The organism is Ruegeria sp. C10, assembly GCF_056537805.1.
Genome location: NZ_JBQFSC010000001.1, coordinates 808,414 through 824,618, shown reverse-complemented (window position 1 = coordinate 824,618; position 16,205 = coordinate 808,414). Strand labels below are relative to the sequence as shown.

At 57.4% G+C, this 16,205-nt stretch carries 15 protein-coding genes; 4 read left to right on the top strand and 11 right to left on the bottom strand.

What is annotated here, in order from left to right:
- Nucleotides 1-71: 71 nt before the first annotated feature.
- Nucleotides 72-950, bottom strand: a complete 879-nt coding sequence (locus ACR0DE_RS03790; protein ID WP_480751917.1) for a LysR family transcriptional regulator — start codon at nucleotides 948-950, stop codon at nucleotides 72-74.
- 101 nt (nucleotides 951-1,051) lie between these two features.
- Here ACR0DE_RS03790 and ACR0DE_RS03785 point away from each other — a divergent pair, with 101 nt between their 5' ends.
- Nucleotides 1,052-1,210: a hypothetical protein gene (locus ACR0DE_RS03785; protein WP_170398617.1), complete on the top strand. Its 159-nt coding sequence runs from the start codon at nucleotides 1,052-1,054 to the stop codon at nucleotides 1,208-1,210.
- Nucleotides 1,211-1,361: 151 nt separating this feature from the next.
- Here the strand turns inward: ACR0DE_RS03785 and ccoP are convergent, their stop codons facing one another.
- From ccoP to ccoN, 4 genes are read right to left on the bottom strand one after another with little or no spacing between them, the layout of a single operon-like run.
- On the bottom strand, nucleotides 1,362-2,225 hold the full coding sequence (gene ccoP / locus ACR0DE_RS03780) for a cytochrome-c oxidase, cbb3-type subunit III (protein WP_170398621.1): 864 nt from the start codon (nucleotides 2,223-2,225) through the stop codon (nucleotides 1,362-1,364).
- The gene (locus tag ACR0DE_RS03775; RefSeq protein WP_170398624.1) at nucleotides 2,222-2,434 is read right to left on the bottom strand and encodes a cbb3-type cytochrome c oxidase subunit 3; all 213 of its coding nucleotides are present in this window, start codon (nucleotides 2,432-2,434) and stop codon (nucleotides 2,222-2,224) included. Before ACR0DE_RS03775 ends, ccoP begins: the two co-directional genes overlap by 4 nt.
- An 11-nt stretch (nucleotides 2,435-2,445) precedes the next feature.
- On the bottom strand, nucleotides 2,446-3,174 hold the full coding sequence (gene ccoO, locus ACR0DE_RS03770) for a cytochrome-c oxidase, cbb3-type subunit II (RefSeq protein ID WP_170398627.1): 729 nt from the start codon (nucleotides 3,172-3,174) through the stop codon (nucleotides 2,446-2,448).
- Between the two features lie 14 nt (nucleotides 3,175-3,188).
- Nucleotides 3,189-4,796: a cytochrome-c oxidase, cbb3-type subunit I gene (ccoN, locus tag ACR0DE_RS03765; protein ID WP_480751914.1), complete on the bottom strand. Its 1,608-nt coding sequence runs from the start codon at nucleotides 4,794-4,796 to the stop codon at nucleotides 3,189-3,191.
- Nucleotides 4,797-4,988: 192 nt separating this feature from the next.
- Here ccoN and ACR0DE_RS03760 point away from each other — a divergent pair, with 192 nt between their 5' ends.
- Nucleotides 4,989-5,828, top strand: a complete 840-nt coding sequence (locus ACR0DE_RS03760) for a universal stress protein (protein ID WP_170398633.1) — start codon at nucleotides 4,989-4,991, stop codon at nucleotides 5,826-5,828.
- Nucleotides 5,829-5,870: 42 nt separating this feature from the next.
- Here ACR0DE_RS03760 and ACR0DE_RS03755 read toward each other — a convergent pair whose 3' ends face one another.
- On the bottom strand, nucleotides 5,871-6,125 hold the full coding sequence (locus ACR0DE_RS03755) for a GlsB/YeaQ/YmgE family stress response membrane protein (RefSeq protein WP_170398637.1): 255 nt from the start codon (nucleotides 6,123-6,125) through the stop codon (nucleotides 5,871-5,873).
- Nucleotides 6,126-6,164: 39 nt separating this feature from the next.
- Entirely contained in the window at nucleotides 6,165-6,908 is a 744-nt protein-coding gene (fnrL, locus tag ACR0DE_RS03750) for a transcriptional regulator FnrL (protein WP_170406526.1), read from the bottom strand.
- Nucleotides 6,909-6,969: 61 nt separating this feature from the next.
- On the opposite strand from fnrL, the gene hemN reads away from it, so the two are divergent.
- Nucleotides 6,970-8,325, top strand: coding sequence for an oxygen-independent coproporphyrinogen III oxidase (gene hemN / locus ACR0DE_RS03745; protein ID WP_170406528.1), 1,356 nt, complete (start codon nucleotides 6,970-6,972; stop codon nucleotides 8,323-8,325).
- A gap of 213 nt (nucleotides 8,326-8,538) precedes the next feature.
- On the top strand, nucleotides 8,539-10,464 hold the full coding sequence (locus ACR0DE_RS03740; protein WP_480751911.1) for an elongation factor G: 1,926 nt from the start codon (nucleotides 8,539-8,541) through the stop codon (nucleotides 10,462-10,464).
- A gap of 22 nt (nucleotides 10,465-10,486) precedes the next feature.
- On the opposite strand, the gene ACR0DE_RS03735 is transcribed toward ACR0DE_RS03740, so the two are convergent.
- Genes ACR0DE_RS03735 through ACR0DE_RS03720 form a run of 4 tightly spaced genes read right to left on the bottom strand, consistent with a single transcriptional unit; the run spans nucleotide 10,487 to nucleotide 16,174 of the window.
- Nucleotides 10,487-12,064: an ABC transporter ATP-binding protein gene (locus ACR0DE_RS03735; RefSeq protein WP_170398649.1), complete on the bottom strand. Its 1,578-nt coding sequence runs from the start codon at nucleotides 12,062-12,064 to the stop codon at nucleotides 10,487-10,489.
- On the bottom strand, nucleotides 12,061-13,167 hold the full coding sequence (locus ACR0DE_RS03730; RefSeq protein WP_170398652.1) for an ABC transporter permease: 1,107 nt from the start codon (nucleotides 13,165-13,167) through the stop codon (nucleotides 12,061-12,063). Before ACR0DE_RS03730 ends, ACR0DE_RS03735 begins: the two co-directional genes overlap by 4 nt.
- Nucleotides 13,168-14,262, bottom strand: coding sequence for a microcin C ABC transporter permease YejB (locus tag ACR0DE_RS03725; protein WP_170398655.1), 1,095 nt, complete (start codon nucleotides 14,260-14,262; stop codon nucleotides 13,168-13,170).
- Between the two features lies 1 nt (nucleotide 14,263).
- Nucleotides 14,264-16,174: an extracellular solute-binding protein gene (locus ACR0DE_RS03720; RefSeq protein ID WP_480751909.1), complete on the bottom strand. Its 1,911-nt coding sequence runs from the start codon at nucleotides 16,172-16,174 to the stop codon at nucleotides 14,264-14,266.
- Nucleotides 16,175-16,205: the final 31 nt, after the last annotated feature.

Genomic DNA, 16,205 nt, shown 5'->3' with positions numbered 1-16,205 from the left:
CCAGATCACGAGGCAAGGGACTTTGACATGGGTCAAAACGCGCATCGAGCAGACACCTTTAGACGCGTGAATTACTGCTGGCTTCGCGCTTCGCGCCTCAGCCAGTTGATGAAGATTTTCACGGATCGCCTAAGAACTTGTTTTTGCGTAACTATATGATACCCGCGCGTATCCGGCTCGGCGAACAGTTCGACGATGCGGCCCGCTTTGATGTCCGCTTCGACGAATTGTCGCACAGTGACGGTGACCCCTTGCCCAGACCGCAAACCATCCAGCAGAAGGTTACCGGGAAGCTGCGTACGCCCCGCGCCGCGTTCGGGTCCGACACCTCGCTCAGTCAGCCATTTTGTCCCCTCAGTCGTGCCAATTTCCTCAAGCCACGGCAACTGCGCAAGTTCTGCCGGGGACCAATCGGTCTTGTTACCCAATAGTGTGGGTGAGGCGACGATGACCATCGGCGTCTGCAACAACATCTCACACTCCACCCCCGGCCAACCGCCGGCGCCATAACGGATCGCTACATCCACCCCACCCGGTTGCAGCTCGACCACCTCAAAGGTTGGATCGAGGATCAGGTTTACGTCGGGATGCGTCGCGCGGAAACTCGGCAGTCGCGGCATCAGCCAAGATGCAGCGAAGGAAGACGTCAGCGACACATGAACCGGGCGGTCCTGAGCCGAGCGAGCCAGATCACCCACAGCAGCCTCGATCGCACCAAATCCAAGCTGCAGGGCACGGGCCAGATGCTCACCTTCCGCGGTAAGTGTCAGCGCTTTGCCCGTTCGGTCCAGCAGAGCCGCGCCCAGATGTTTCTCGAGCGCGCGAAGCTGCTGGCTGATTGCAGCGTGGCTAACATTGAGCGCAGCACCGGCCTCGACAACACTTCGCTTCTCAGCGAAGGCTGCAAAGGCCCTGAGAGAGGCCAACGGCGGCAGTGATAGCCAGTCCATATGTAAACCCTACTTACACATTAAAATGGTAATTGAGTCGCATTCGGCGTGCGAAAGGTCAATCTTAAAGCTCAGAAACGACTCTGCACAGGAGGGAAACCATGCTGACCGTATTCGCCAGATCTTTTTTGAACGCGACACGCATCAATACGCCTCACATCTACGATGCGCCAAAGCCGGGCCGTCGCAAGCGGCGCTGGCTGCCCGAACATCATTGGTGGAGAGAAAACCCGCGCGATGTAAATCTGAACGATCTTTGATACTGGTTTGAATGCCGTATCTGGACCGGCAGAGATTGCAGCCCTATTGTTTGAAAATCGGCACCGGCTGTTCTGGAAACGCGCGAACAGATGGAACAGCCGGTGCCTAGACCTTCGGGCGGGAGACCGCCCGGAGGTGTTCTTTTAACCCTTACTGACCACCACCCAACTGATGAACATACGCCGTCACGGCGCGGATTTGCGCGTCGGTCAGGCGATTTTCCCATGGGGGCATCACGCCAAAGCGGCTGTAGGTGACCGTCTCGGTCAGGGCCTCTTGGCTGCCGCCGTAAAGCCAGATCGCATCGGTCAGATTCGGCGCACCCTGGGAAACGTCGCCTTTGCCGTCATCACCGTGGCAAGCCGCGCAGTTGTCTTCGAACACAACCTTGCCTGCCTGCGCCGCCGCGTCATCGGTCTGGGCGTTGGTCAGGGACATGACGTATTGAACCACTTGAGTGATCTCATCCTTTTCGAGGATCTCACCAAAGGCCGGCATCTCGGAATAGCGTGCGTCGTCGCTTTCCTCGTTCCGGATGCCATAGGCGATGGTGTACTCGATATCCTCAAGCGAGCCGCCCCACAGCCAGGCATCATCCAGCAGGTTCGGGAAACCCGGCGCACCCTGCGCCCCCGATCCGTGGCACTGCGCACACCAGGTTCGGAACACAGCGCCACCAGAGTTAACTGCGTATTGTTGCAGCTCCGCGTCGGCCGAGATTTCTTCCAGCGGCGTTTCCACCAACTTGGCATTCCACGGCGCATTCGCTTCTTCGAACGCGACCATTTCCTGCTGCACCAGCTCGCGCGAGGACCAACCCAGCACACCGGCGGTTGCCGATTGAACCAAGGGCCATGCGGGGTACATGATCGTGTAGATCACGCCCCAAATGATGGTCGCGTAAAAGGTCCAAAGCCACCAGCGTGGCATCGGATTATCGAATTCCTCGATTCCGTCCCAGCTGTGACCCGTGGTGTTAGGATCGCCCGGCTGTTTTTCAGGTGTCTTACTCATTGCCGCGCCTCCTTGGATGTGGCGGGTTTGTCGTCGCCCCGACGGGGCGCTGGGGCATCAGCGTGCCGGAACGGGATGTTGGCGGTGTCCTTGTATTCCTTGCTGGCACCAGGGCGGAAAACCCAGATGATGATGCCAATAAAAAACGAGAACAGGAGCAGCAACATCCAGCTATCCGCGAACTGCCTTAGAATTGTGTATAGTTCCATCACACCCTCCTTTAACGGCTTGCGTCCGGGGTGAAGGTCGAGAAATCGACCAGCGTGCCCAGCATCTGGAGGTAAGCAACCAACGCATCCATTTCAGTCAGCTCGGGCTGACCGTCAAAGTTACGCACATTGACCTTGTCGCCATAGCGTTCCAACAATCCATCATAATCGCTGTCCGGATCGGCCTGCGCCCGAAAATCGGCCTGCGCCTGTTCAAGCATCTCGTCGGTATACGGGGTGCCGACCACGGCATTTGCCGCCATGATGTCACCGATATACTTGCCGTCTAGCTTACGATCCTCAAGGAAGCCGTATTTCGGCATCACCGATTCCGGCACCACCGATTGTGGATCGCGCAGGTGGTCCACCTGCCATTGATCCGAATACCGGCCACCGACGCGGGCAATATCCGGCCCGGTGCGTTTGGACCCCCATTGGAACGGATGATCATACATGGATTCAGCCGCCAGCGAGTAGTGGCCATAACGTTCAACCTCATCCCGCATCGGGCGGATCATCTGGCTGTGGCAAACATAGCAGCCTTCGCGCAGATAAACCTCACGCCCCGCCAGTTCGAGAGGGGTGTAAGGGCGCATACCCTCCACCTTCTCGATGGTGTTCTCAAGATAGAACAGGGGCGCGATCTGTACGATGCCACCGATGGTCACGACCAGAAAGCTGAAGATCAGCAGGAGGGTCGCGTTGGTCTCGAGGATCTTGTGTTTGTCGAGAATTGCCATTGCTCCGGCCCTCCTTATTCAGCCGGGACCGCGACGGTCAGGCTGGCCTCTTTGGCCGGCGCTTTCCGTACAGTCATCCACAGGTTGTAGCACATGATCAGCGAGCCAGCGACGAACATCACGCCACCCAGCGCACGCACCACATACATCGGGAACTTCGCGGCAACGGTGTCAGCGAACGAATTCACCAAGAAGCCATTGGCGTCCACTTCACGCCACATCAGGCCTTCCATGATACCGGTGACCCACATCGACGCCGCGTAGAGAACGATGCCAATGGTGGCGAGCCAAAAGTGCCAGCTGACCAGCTGCAGCGAGTACAGACGCTCACGCTTCCACAGAACAGGGACTAGGAAGTAAAGAGCACCAAAGGTGATCATACCGTTCCAGCCCAGCGCGCCCGAATGTACGTGACCGATAGTCCAGTCGGTATAGTGGCTGAGGCTGTTCACAGCGCGGATCGACATCATCGGACCCTCGAACGTGGACATGCCGTAAAAGCCGACCGAAATCACCATCATCCGGATCACTGGGTCAGTGCGTAGTTTGTCCCATGCACCCGACAGGGTCATCAGACCGTTTATCATACCACCCCACGAAGGCATCCATAGGATCACCGAGAATACCATGCCAAGGGTCGAGGCCCAATCAGGCAGCGCGGTATAGTGCAGGTGGTGCGGGCCGGCCCAGATATACAGGAAGATCAGCGCCCAGAAGTGGATGATCGACAGCTTGTAGCTGAATACTGGACGCTCAGCCTGTTTCGGGATGAAGTAGTACATCATACCCAGGAAACCGGCAGTCAGGAAGAAGCCCACGGCGTTGTGGCCATACCACCACTGGATCATGGCATCCTGAACACCAGACCAGACGATGACCGATTTCGATCCCCAGATGCTGACCGGGATGGTCATGTTGTTGACCAGGTGCAGCATGGCGACAGTCACGATAAAGGCCAGATAGAACCAGTTTGCCACGTAGATGTGCGGCTCTTTCCGCTTGATGATCGTGCCCAGATAAACAGCCAGGTAGGCAACCCAGACAACGGTCAGCCACAGGTCAACGTACCATTCAGGTTCGGCATATTCTTTCGATTGCGTTCCACCAAGTATATAACCGGTTGCCGCAAGCACGATGAACAGCTGATAGCCCCAGAACACGAACCATGCCAGGTTTCCACCCCAAAGTCGCGCAGCGCTGGTGCGCTGTACGACATAGAACGAAGTTGCGATCAACGCGTTACCGCCAAAGGCAAAGATAACCGCCGATGTATGTAACGGCCGCAGACGCCCGAAATTAAGATAGCCCTGCGCCCATTCGAAGTTCAGCGCCGGAAAGGCTAGCTGGAACGCAATAAAAGTCCCCGCCAGGAACCCGACTACCCCCCATAATGCGGTTGCGATCACGCCGTAGCGGATCACGTCATCCATATACTCACCAGAGCGGTCGACGAGGATATCTGGCTCTTCCGTGTTTCTAAGCGTCCAGATGAACAGACCGCCGGCGATCAACATCACCAGAATCGCGTGCACCTGATACGCCAAATCCCGTGCGTAGTTAGAGCCGATGGCTGCGAACAGCACCACCAGCCCAAGCACGATCAGCTTGATGTAATTTGACATATTGCGTCCCTTTGCCATGCCTCGCGCGATTCTTCGTGTCACGCGAAACCTTTTTGACTGCATGCTGTAATGCAGCGAGGTCGCCTTTGACGCTTTGATCTGCATCAAGACAAGCCCCTGTTTTCTGTGAGAGGTATTTTGCAGAAACAGACACGCGCTGGCAACGGACAGCGCCGGAAACATGAGGTCGACATGGCATTTAAATCTCTTCTTACGGTCATGACGGAAACCAAGCTTTCTCAGAACGCACTGGCACAAATGGTGGCATTGGCAGAAGGGCAGGACGCCCATGTCGAAGCGTTGTGTCTTGGCGTCGATCGCAGTCAGACCGGTTATTATTATGCCGGTGCAAACGCTTTGATCCTGCAGGAGACCCTGAGCCGCGCCAATGCCGAGGCGGACGAGATACTCGCCTACGCTCAGGATTATCTGGGTAAGTCGGGCGTGCGCTGGTCCGCTGAAAACGGGGTAGCTCAGATCGCTGATCTCGGGCGACATGTCGCACGCCGCGCACGCTTTTCGGATCTCGTGGTATTGCCGCGACCTTATGGAAAAGACCGCGACGCAGAAGCGGAACCCATCGTCGAGGCCGCCATGTTCGAAGGCCATTCGCCGGTGCTATTGGTGCCCGATGATAACAAACCGATTTCGGCCCCTAAAACCGTCATGGTGGGCTGGAACGAAAGCGTCGAAGCGATGCGCGCCATCCGTCGCGCGTTGCCATTCTTGAAGCAGGCCGAACTCACACGGATTGTTGTGATTGATCCACCGCGTCATGGGCCGGATCGATCGGACCCGGGCGGTCTGCTATCTCAGATGCTGGCGCGACATGGGGTGAAGTGCGAAATCGACGTGCTCAGCAAGACCATGACGCGCGTCTCGGACATCCTCAATCGCCACGCTGCCGATACCGAGGCCGATATGATCGTTATGGGGGCCTATGGCCATTCGCGCTTTCGCGAGGCCATTTTGGGCGGTGCGACCCGCAATATGCTGGAGCAATCAGAAATCCCCGTGTTTCTGGCTCACTGACGACGCCAACAAACGCAAAAGCCGCCCGTCTCTGGTGCGGCTTTATGTCTTGCGGATCAGGCCGATCAGGAACAGCAGGATCACCGCGCCGATAGTGGCAAAGAAGATCGAAGAGATGAGCCCTCCGCCAACCGCAAAGCCCAGGGCTGGAAAGATCGTGCCTGCCAGAAACGCACCGACAATCCCGACTATAATATTCCCGATCAGGCCGAACCCACGCCCTTCCATGATTTTTCCCGAAAGCCAGCCAGCAATCGCGCCGATGAACAGCATGGCGAGTAAACCGCTAAATTCCATAAGGGACTCCCAATTGTTCGAGGGCGGCGGGCTGAGGCATCAGACCAGAAATCCGCCATCGGTATCGTCGCCCGCCTCTTCCATTAGGCGCCCCATATCGGGGATTGTTACATGGCGTTTACCTTCCAGAGTAATGACCTGATCTTTCTTCAAGGCGGAAATCTGCCGGCTGACAGTTTCCAGGGTCAGCCCAAGATAGTCGGCCATCGCCTCGCGCGTCAGTGGCAGGTCAAAGACAATCGGAGCTACCATTCCGGCTTGATGAATCGATGCGTCCCGGCGCGCGATGATCGAAAGCAGGCTGGCAATCTTTTCCCGCGCCGTCTTGCGCCCAAGCACCAGCATCCACTCACGGGCCGCATCCAATTCGTCCAGCGTCATTTCCAGCAGACGCTGCGAGATGTGCGGCGTCGTGATCATCATGTCCTCGAACGGCTTTTTGCGGAAACAACACATCATCAGATCGGTGGTCGCCACCACGTCGTATGGCGCGTTGTCTCGTCCAGGGCGACCCACGAAATCGCTGGGCAGCAGCAGGCCGACCATTTGCCTGCGCCCATCCTCCATCGTCTGTGTCAAAGACGCGATTCCCGACACGACCGAGCCGACAAAATTCATCGGATCGCCGGACCAGATGATTGTCTGCCCCGCCTCAAAGCTGCGGTAGTACTTGATGTTCTCAAGCTCTTCCAGCTCGTCCTTTTCGCAATGCGCGCACACCGCACGATGCCGGATCGGGCATTCTGCGCAATTGGTGTGGTCGAATTGGGCCTTGAGTGTCATTCGCGCTTCCATTTGATTTCGGTCAAAGTACCCTGGGCCCTCCAGCTATAGTCATATCTTTATGACACTGAAACCTCAACTGGCACGGCTTGGACTTTTTGACGCGAAAGTACCGCGTTACACAAGCTATCCCACCGCACCCCACTTCAGCAATGACGTTGGGGCCGATCTGTTTAGCGACTGGATTTCCGGGATTGCTCCGGGCAGTTCAATCTCGCTTTACATCCACGTACCCTTCTGCCGTCGGCTGTGCTGGTTTTGCGCCTGCCGGACACAAGGCACCCAGACTGATAACCCGGTCATTGCCTATGTCGACGTGCTAAAGGCCGAGCTGGACCTGCTGGCGGCACGCCTGCCAGAGGGTGTTAAATTGTCGCGGCTACACTGGGGCGGCGGTACGCCGACGCTGTTGAATGCAGACCTGATGCGGGATCTGGCCGCGCGAATCCTTGAGATTGTGCCTTTAGGCCCAGACGCCGAGTTTTCCGTCGAGATCGATCCGAATGAGATCGACGAAGCTCGGCTGGATGCACTGGCCGAAGCCGGGATGAACCGCGCATCGATCGGCGTTCAGGATTTTGACGACGAAATCCAGAAAACCATCGGTCGCATTCAAAGCTATGACACCACCCGCGAAGCTGCCGAGATGATCCGAGCGCGTGGTATATCCAGCCTGAATGCGGACATCCTTTATGGCCTGCCCCACCAAACCAAGGCACGCATGACCGAAAGTGTGCAAAAGCTGTTGTCGCTGAACCCTGACCGGGTCGCACTCTATGGCTACGCGCATGTGCCGTGGATGGCCAAGCGCCAGCAGTTGATTCCATCAGATGCCCTGCCCACACCGGAACAGCGACTGGAACTTTTTGAAACCGCCCGGCGACTGTTCCTATGGGACAATTATGCCGAGATCGGGATCGACCACTTTGCAACGCAGGACGATGGACTGACCCACGCGTTGCGCGCGGGTCGCCTAAAACGAAATTTCCAGGGCTATACAGACGATCAAGCTCCTATTCTGATTGGCTTGGGTGCCAGCTCGATCTCACGCTTCCCGCAAGGATATGCGCAGAACGCACCGGCAACCTCGGCTCATACGAAGGCCATACGCGAAGGGCGGTTCTCGACGTCGCGCGGGCATTTGTTCAAAGATCAGGATGTTCTACGGTCTCGTCTGATCGAAGCATTGATGTGCGATTTTCAGATCAACTCGGCCGAGATTCTGCGCGATTATGACATTTCAACTGCGGAACTGCAGCAAATGTACGCAACGGCAAACGCGGCCTTCGACGGGTTGCTACGCGTGGATGAAAACGGATTGTTCATACCGCCCGAAGCACGTGCGCTGACCCGCATGATCGCGCGCAGCTTTGACACGTATGATCTGAGTAAGGCTGGGCATAGTTCCGCGATCTGAACACTCTTCGGCAGGTCGTTTTTCGCGACCTTCCCTTACAAACCGGCACGGGGGCTTGACGCATGCCTTCGGTTTTCTCCACACTCAAGGGGTGGAGAGACCCACCTCTTCACAGCCTGAGGCAGGCAAACGCAGACAGTTCTTGCCGACGCGCATGCGTTCGACAGCCCTTTTCGTGCAGCCATACTGCAACCTGAAAGAGGGACAGCACTCATGCGCGTTTTCACCGTCCTCGGCCCCAGCCAATCGGGCAAATCCACCTTGGTCGAAGCGATCAGCCGCCTCGACGGGCGGCCCACCACATTCGATGTTGCCGGAACCGTGCATCTGCACGGTTTTTCTTATTTAAACGAACCGTGGTGCGCGGTGGACGTAGACGGAGGCGGCGATGCGCTGGCCTATGTCGGCCCGGCCATGGCGATCTCGGACGCAGCAGTTGTGGTTGTCCCACCTGACCCCGATGCTGCCGTTCTGTGTGCCCCGTATCTGAGGTTGGTCGAAGAAGCAGGCATTCCCTGTTTTTTATTCATCAACCGCATGGACAGCCCCAACGGTCGCATCCGCGACATCGTTGCTGCACTGCAGACCTATTGCACCCACCACATCGCCCTGCGGCAGGTGCCGATCCGCGACGGAGACACCATTATCGGCGCAGTCGATCTGATCTCGGAACGCGCCTGGAAGTATCAGGAGGGGCAGCCCTCGGCCCTGATCGAGCTACCGCAATCAGTGGAAGACCGCGAACAGGAAGCACGCACCGAGTTGTTGGAGACCCTATCGGATTTCGATGACAATCTGCTGGAGCAACTGATCGAGGACAAACAGCCCCCCAGCGAGGAGGTCTACGAGCTGGCTGCACAGGTCTTGCAGAACCATCAGCTGATCCCGGCTTGTCTGGGTGCCGCGAGCCATGGCAACGGTCTGACCCGCTTGATGAAGGCGCTGCGCCATGAGGCACCGGAATTCAACATTGCAGCTGATCGGGATGAGGCCGAAGAAGACGCACGTGCCATCGCAGGCTTTGCAGATGTGAAGAAGCATATCGGTAAGATCACCGTATTGCGTGGTCTGGGCGACGGTGTGAAAGCACATGAATCCCTTGGTGGCGAAACTGTGGGAAACCTGACAACCCTGGACGCCAAGACCCAAATCAGCGCGCTTGAAGCCGGGCAGATCGGCCTTGCTGTCAAATCAGACCACCTCAATCCCGGTTTTATCTATGACAGCGCGGCGGCAACGCCGCTGCCGGAATGGGCCTCATCCCATCCAGCCGCGCATCGTCAGGTCGTATCGCCCGCGCATGAGCGAGACGACGTGCGCCTGTCGAACGCATTGACCCGGTTGGTTGAGATCGACCCCGGCCTGCACCTGGAGCAAGACGAGTTGAGCGGTCATTCTATTCTGGGCTCACAAGGCCCGCAGCACATGCGCCGCGTGACCGCCAAACTCGCCGAAGATTTCGGCATCGAGATTGAGGCCGAAGCCGCCGGAACCGCCTATCGCGAGACCATCCGCACGAAGGTCGATCATCGCCACCGCCACCGCAAGCAATCCGGCGGTGCAGGTCAATTCGCTGATGTGGTGATCTCAATCGCGCCGCTGCCGCGCGGCTCGGGGTTTCAGTTCGAAGAAGTGGTCAAAGGCGGGGCCGTGCCCCGGAACTACATTCCTTCGGTTGAACATGGGGCCAAGGACGCACTGGTTGAGGGGCCTGAAGGTTTCCCTGTGGTGGACGTCAAGGTGACGCTCAGCGACGGCAAACACCATAACGTGGATAGTTCCGACTATGCTTTCCGCACCGCTGGCAAGAATGCCGTGCGCGAAGCGCTACCCGAGGCGAAACCCGTCGTCCTGCAACCTATCCTGAACGCCGAAATCCATCTGCCCTCAACCTTCGTCGGCGATCTTGTCCCGACGATCAGCTCGCTGCAGGGGCAGGTTCTTGGGTTTGAAGGCAACCCCAACGCCTCAGGCTGGGAAATATTCAATGCGACACTCCCCGCCGTGGCCGAGGATGAACTGCACCGCACACTTGCCAGTGCTACCCGCGGGACCGGTTGGGTCAAACTACAATTCGATCACTATGAAGAGCTACGCGGCCCCGTTCCCGCGTCAGCCAAAAACAAGGAAATAGCCTGACATCAAAGGCGCGGGCTGCGTATCAGCCCGCTGCCGCGATCAGTTCGCGCGTGTAATCGGTCTGGGCGTGTTCGAACAAATCTTCGGCAGCGCCCATCTCGACGACATCGCCGTTTCGCATGACGATTACGTTATGTGACATCGCGCGCACGACCTTCAGGTCGTGGCTGATAAACAGGTAGGCCAGCCCGTATTTCCTTTGCAGGTCACGCAGCAGGTCAACGATCTGCACCTGCACGGTCATGTCCAGCGCACTTGTAGGCTCGTCCAGAACCAGCAGCTTGGGCCGCAACACCATGGCGCGGGCGATGGCGATCCGCTGGCGTTGCCCGCCGGAAAACTCATGCGGATAGCGGTCCATCGCAGAGGGGTCCAATCCGACCTCGTTCATCACTTCGGCCACCAGATCGCGCGGGGCGCGATGAGGATCGACCTTATGGATGGCCAACCCCTCGGCGATGATCTGCATGCAGGTCATCCGCGGGCTGAGGCTGCCGAACGGATCCTGAAATACGATCTGCATGTCCTTGCGCAATCGCCGCAACTCGCGCGTTGACCAGCGGCGCACATTCTGGTCGCGGAAAGTGATCCCGCCCTCGGACGCGATCAGACGCATGATCGCCAGCGCCAGCGTCGTCTTGCCCGAGCCGCTCTCCCCCACGATCCCAAGCGTTTCCCCGGCACGGACGCTGAGGGTCGCGTCGTTGACGGCCTTCACATAGCCTACGGTCCGTTTCAGGAAACCGCGCTGGATCGGGAACCAGACTTTCAGGTGATCGGTGCGGGCTACCTCTTCGGCATCCGGGGCCACCGGGTCGGGGTGCCCGGACGGCTCGGCCTCCAGAAGCTTGCGAGTATAGGGGTGTTGCGGGTTGTCGAAAATCTCCGTTGTCACTCCGGCTTCGACGATTTCACCGTCCTTCATCACGCAAACCCGGTCGGCGATGCGGCGGACGATGCCAAGGTCATGGGTGATGAACAACATCCCCATGTTCTCGGACTTTTGCAGTTCGGCCAGCAACTCCAGAATCTGCGCCTGGATGGTGACGTCCAGCGCCGTTGTCGGCTCATCCGCGATTAAAATGTCCGGCTTGTTCGCCAACGCCATCGCGATCATCACGCGTTGACGCTGCCCGCCGGACAACTGGTGCGGATAGCTGTCGAGCCGTTCCTCGGGGTCTCGGATGCCGACCTTGGTCAGCAGTTCTACAATCCGTTCCCGCGCCTCATCGCCGGTAACGCCCTGATGCAGAGCCAGCGATTCCGCCATCTGTTTCTGGATCGTGTGCAGCGGGTTGAGCGAGGTCATCGGCTCCTGAAAGATGAAACTAATGTCGTTGCCGCGCACGTCCATCAACCTGTCTTCGGACGCGCCGATCATCTCTTGCCCTTCATAAGTGACCGAGCCTTCGACAATTGCGCTATCACCCAGCAGCGACACAGTGCTCAACGCCGTCACGGATTTGCCCGAGCCGGATTCGCCCACCAAAGCCACCGTTTCACCCCGGTCGACGGTAAAGGACACGCCTTTGACTGCCGCACTCACCTGCCCGTCCTGCCGAAACGAGACCTTGAGGTTGTTCACATCCAAAAGGCTCATGAGAAGGTCTTTCTGGGATCAAACGCATCGCGGACGCCTTCAAAAATGAAGACCAACAGCGACAGCATGATGGCAAAGGTGAAGAAGGCAGTGAAGGCCAGCCACGGTGCCTGAAGGTTCTGTTTCGCCTGCAAAGTCAACTCTCCAAGCGACGGTGCTGAAGACGGCAAACCGAAGCCAAGGAAATCCAGCGAAGCCAGCCCACCGATGGTTCCAGTCACGATGAACGGCATGAAGGTCAGCGTGGCGACCATCGCATTAGGCAGCATGTGGCGAAACATGATCGTCATGTTACCCACGCCCAGCGCCCGCGCGGCACGGACATACTCCAAATTTCGTGCCCGCAGGAATTCAGCGCGCACGACGCCCACCAGTCCGGTCCAACTGAACAGGATCATCAGAATCACCAAGAGCCAGAAACTTCGCCCAAGAATCGCGAACATGATGATAATGACATAAAGCGAGGGTGTCGCCGACCAGATCTCGATAATACGTTGGAAGATCAGATCCAGCCAACCGCCAAAGAACCCCTGAATGGCCCCAGCAAAAATGCCGATCAGACTGGCCACGCCGGTGACGAGTAAAGTGAACAGGATCGACAGGCGGAAGCCATAGATGACACGAGCCAGCACATCTCGCTTGGTGTCGTCAGTGCCGAGCAGATTCTGACCATTAGGCGGCAGCGGTGCAGCGCCCGGGCGGTCCACGCTGGTGTTGAAGGAATACGGGATTGGAGGCCAGATGGCCCAGCCTCGCTCAAACCCATCCGCTTCGAACGTGCCCGCCTTGATTTCGTCGATGATACCTTCGGGGTCGTCGAAGCACTGATCCAATCCGCCGCTATCGATCAGGCACATGACCTCGGGGTCGCGATAGATCGCCTCGGTCTGGAAATCGCCTCCGAATTCCGTTTCAGCGTAAAAGTTGAAGACAGGCGTGTAGATTTCACCCCGGTACTTTACCAGGATCGGTTTGTCGTTGGCGATGAACTCGGCAAACAGCGATAGGCCGAACAACACCGAGAAGATGATCAGCGACCAGAACGCCCTGCCATTGCGCCGGAAATTGCGCCAACGGCGCTGATTGAGAGGGGAGAGTGCCATTTACCCCTCCCGCTTTTCGAAATCGATACGCGGGTCAACGAGCACATACATCAGATCGCTGATAATGCCGACGACCAGCCCCATCAGGCCAAATATGAAAAGCGTACCAAAAATCACCGGATAGTCGCGCGCCACTGCCGCCTCAAAGCCCAGACGCCCAAGACCATCGAGCGAGAAAATGGTTTCGATGATGATCGATCCACCGAAGAACACACCAATGAATACAGCAGGGAAACCTGCAATCACGATCAGCATCGCGTTGCGGAAGACATGACCATACAGCACCTTGCTTTCACTCAAACCCTTGGCGCGAGCGGTCATCACGTACTGCTTCTTGATCTCATCCAGAAACGAGTTCTTGGTCAGCAGCGTCAGCGTCGCAAAGGCCGAGATGGTCAGCGCGATTATCGGCAAAGCGATGTGCCAGAAATAGTCAGTAATCTTTCCAAACAGGCTGAGGCTGTCCCAATTGTCCGAGGTCAAACCCCGTAGCGGGAAAATCTGCCAGTAAGAGCCACCGGCGAACAACACCAGCAGCAGAATGGCAAACAGGAAACCGGGGATAGCATAGGCCACGATGATCGCACCGCTGGTCCAAGTATCAAAGCTCGACCCGTCCTTGATCGCCTTGCGGATACCTAGCGGGATCGAGACCAGATAGGCGATCAGCGTCGACCACAGACCCAGCGAAATAGACACCGGCATCTTTTCCAGCACCAGATCAATCACACTGATCGAGCGGAAATAGCTCTCGCCAAAATCCAGCGTCAGGTAGTTGCCCATCATGCCTAGAAAGCGTTCCAGTGGCGGTTTGTCGAAGCCAAACTCTTTTTCCAGTTCAGCGATGAATTCGGGCGGAAGGCCACGCGCACCGACGTATTTGTCATCAAAGGCACCACCTGCGGGCTCGGCCCCGGCTCCGGCATCGCCACCACCAGCGAACCCAGCAAAGACGTCGCCCTGCCCTTCGATCTGCGCGATGATCTGTTCAATGGGACCACCGGGCACGAACTGCACCAGCGTGAAGTTGACGATCATGATGCCCAGAAGGGTCGGAATGACCAGCAACAGGCGTCTTAGGATATAGGCGCCCATGTTATCGCAGCGCACCTTTGGCTTTCAGGTCAGCCTCTTTCTCGGGGTTGATCCACCACAGATCGAGATACCCAAGCGAGAATGGAGGCAGGTTTTCAGGGTATTCGTACATGTCGTAATAAGCCGTCCAGTAATCCGCCACATACCCATCGGGAATGACGAAGAACTCATAACGCAAGACACGATCCAACGCCATCAGCGCAGCATCCTGTTCCGCCTGATTTGTCGTGTCGAATGACGCTTCGATCACAGCGTCAACAAGTGGGCTGGCAAGACCGGCAGGGTTGAACAAGCTAAACGCGGCTTCTTCCGATCCGTACATCTGACTGAGACCCCCGCCGGTCGACAGGAACGAGCCGTAGCGGTTCGAATATACCATATCATAATCACGCTCACGCCGCCGCAGGGTGAATTGAGAAGGATCTACCTTCTCGGCCGAAGCATCCACACCGATCGACTGCAGGTTCTGCACATAGGTCTCGATCATGGTGGCGGTCGAGGTAGGAATGCTCGACGCATACGGAATATTGACCTTCAGCGTCTGCCCATCGGCATTGCGGCGCAGATTGCCGTCGCCGACGGGCCAACCAGCCTCGTCCAGCAGTTTCGAGGCTTGCCGCAAATTGCGACGGTCGTTCAACCGAGCTGGATTGGATTCGTGGACGACAAGCGCAGGCTCGCTGAACACCTCGGCCGGAACCACGTCACCCAGCGTTTCCAGAAACGCCAGTTCGGCACCCTCCGGCACGCCTGTCGCTTCAAGATGTGTCCCCTGCACAAATGAACTGCGCGGTGCGTTCAGACCGAACATCAGCGATTCATTTGCCCATTCGAAATTGAACGCCAGCGCCAGCGCTTTACGCACATTCTTGTCGGCAAATTGAGGCTTGCCCAGATTGAAAACGAAACCCGACGGCGTTGGTGGGCTACCATCCACGATCTCGTCCTGCACGACAAACCCTTCGCTGAGTTTCGGGAAATCGTAACTAGAGGCCCAGAGCTTGGGGTCACTTTCGATACGCATCGTGTATTCGCCCGCCTTGAACCCTTCGAAGGCTGCGGTTTGATCCGCGAAATACTCGATCCGGATAGTGTCGTAATTGTTGCGGCCTATGTTGATCGGCAGATCCTTGCCCCAATAATCGTCGCGACGCTTGTAGACGATCCGACGATTGATGTCGTAGCTGTCCAGTTTGTAAGGGCCAGAGCCAACCGCGACCTCCAACCGGGGTTCGTCGAGGCGACGGCTTTCATCAGCCTCGAACCAGGCTTTTGAAAATACCGGAGTAGACCCGACGGTTTCGATCAACCCGCGCCGGGTGACATCCGGACTAAAAGTAAATTTTACAGTGTGGTCGTCCAGAGCTTCAGCCCCTGTAACCATGCGCCCGACGGCTTGCGCATAAGACGGCAAACCCTGCTCAATGAACAAACGATGACTATAGACGACGTCTTCGGCAGTCACCGGGGTGCCATCCCAGAACATAGCTTCGGGGCGCAGATTGAAGATCACATAATTGCGCCCTTCGTCATATTCCATACTTTCCGCAATAACCCCATAATACTGCCCGACACTGTCCGCGGTACTTTCGATCAGCGGGTCATATTGAAGCGTGGTCAAAGCGCCTGCTCGCCCCTTGCGCGAATAAGGGTTCAGGGAATCAAACGTACCTGAGCCCGCCAAAGACAGCTCTCCGCCCTTTGGTGCGTCTGGGTTGACGTAGTTCAAGTACGGATAGTCGGCCGGATAATCCAGATTTCCGAAATAGGAATACCCGTGGCTGCGCGTGACGCCCTCTTCATTGGCACGGGCAGGATCGCTGCTGCCCAGAACCAGTGTCGCCGAAATCCCCAAAGCCGCAGCCCAAGCGTGAATTCCGGTAAAGCGCATCTGGGGCAGAAGGGGTTTCATCAGGCTCGTCCTCTGAATTTCTGTCGTCTTC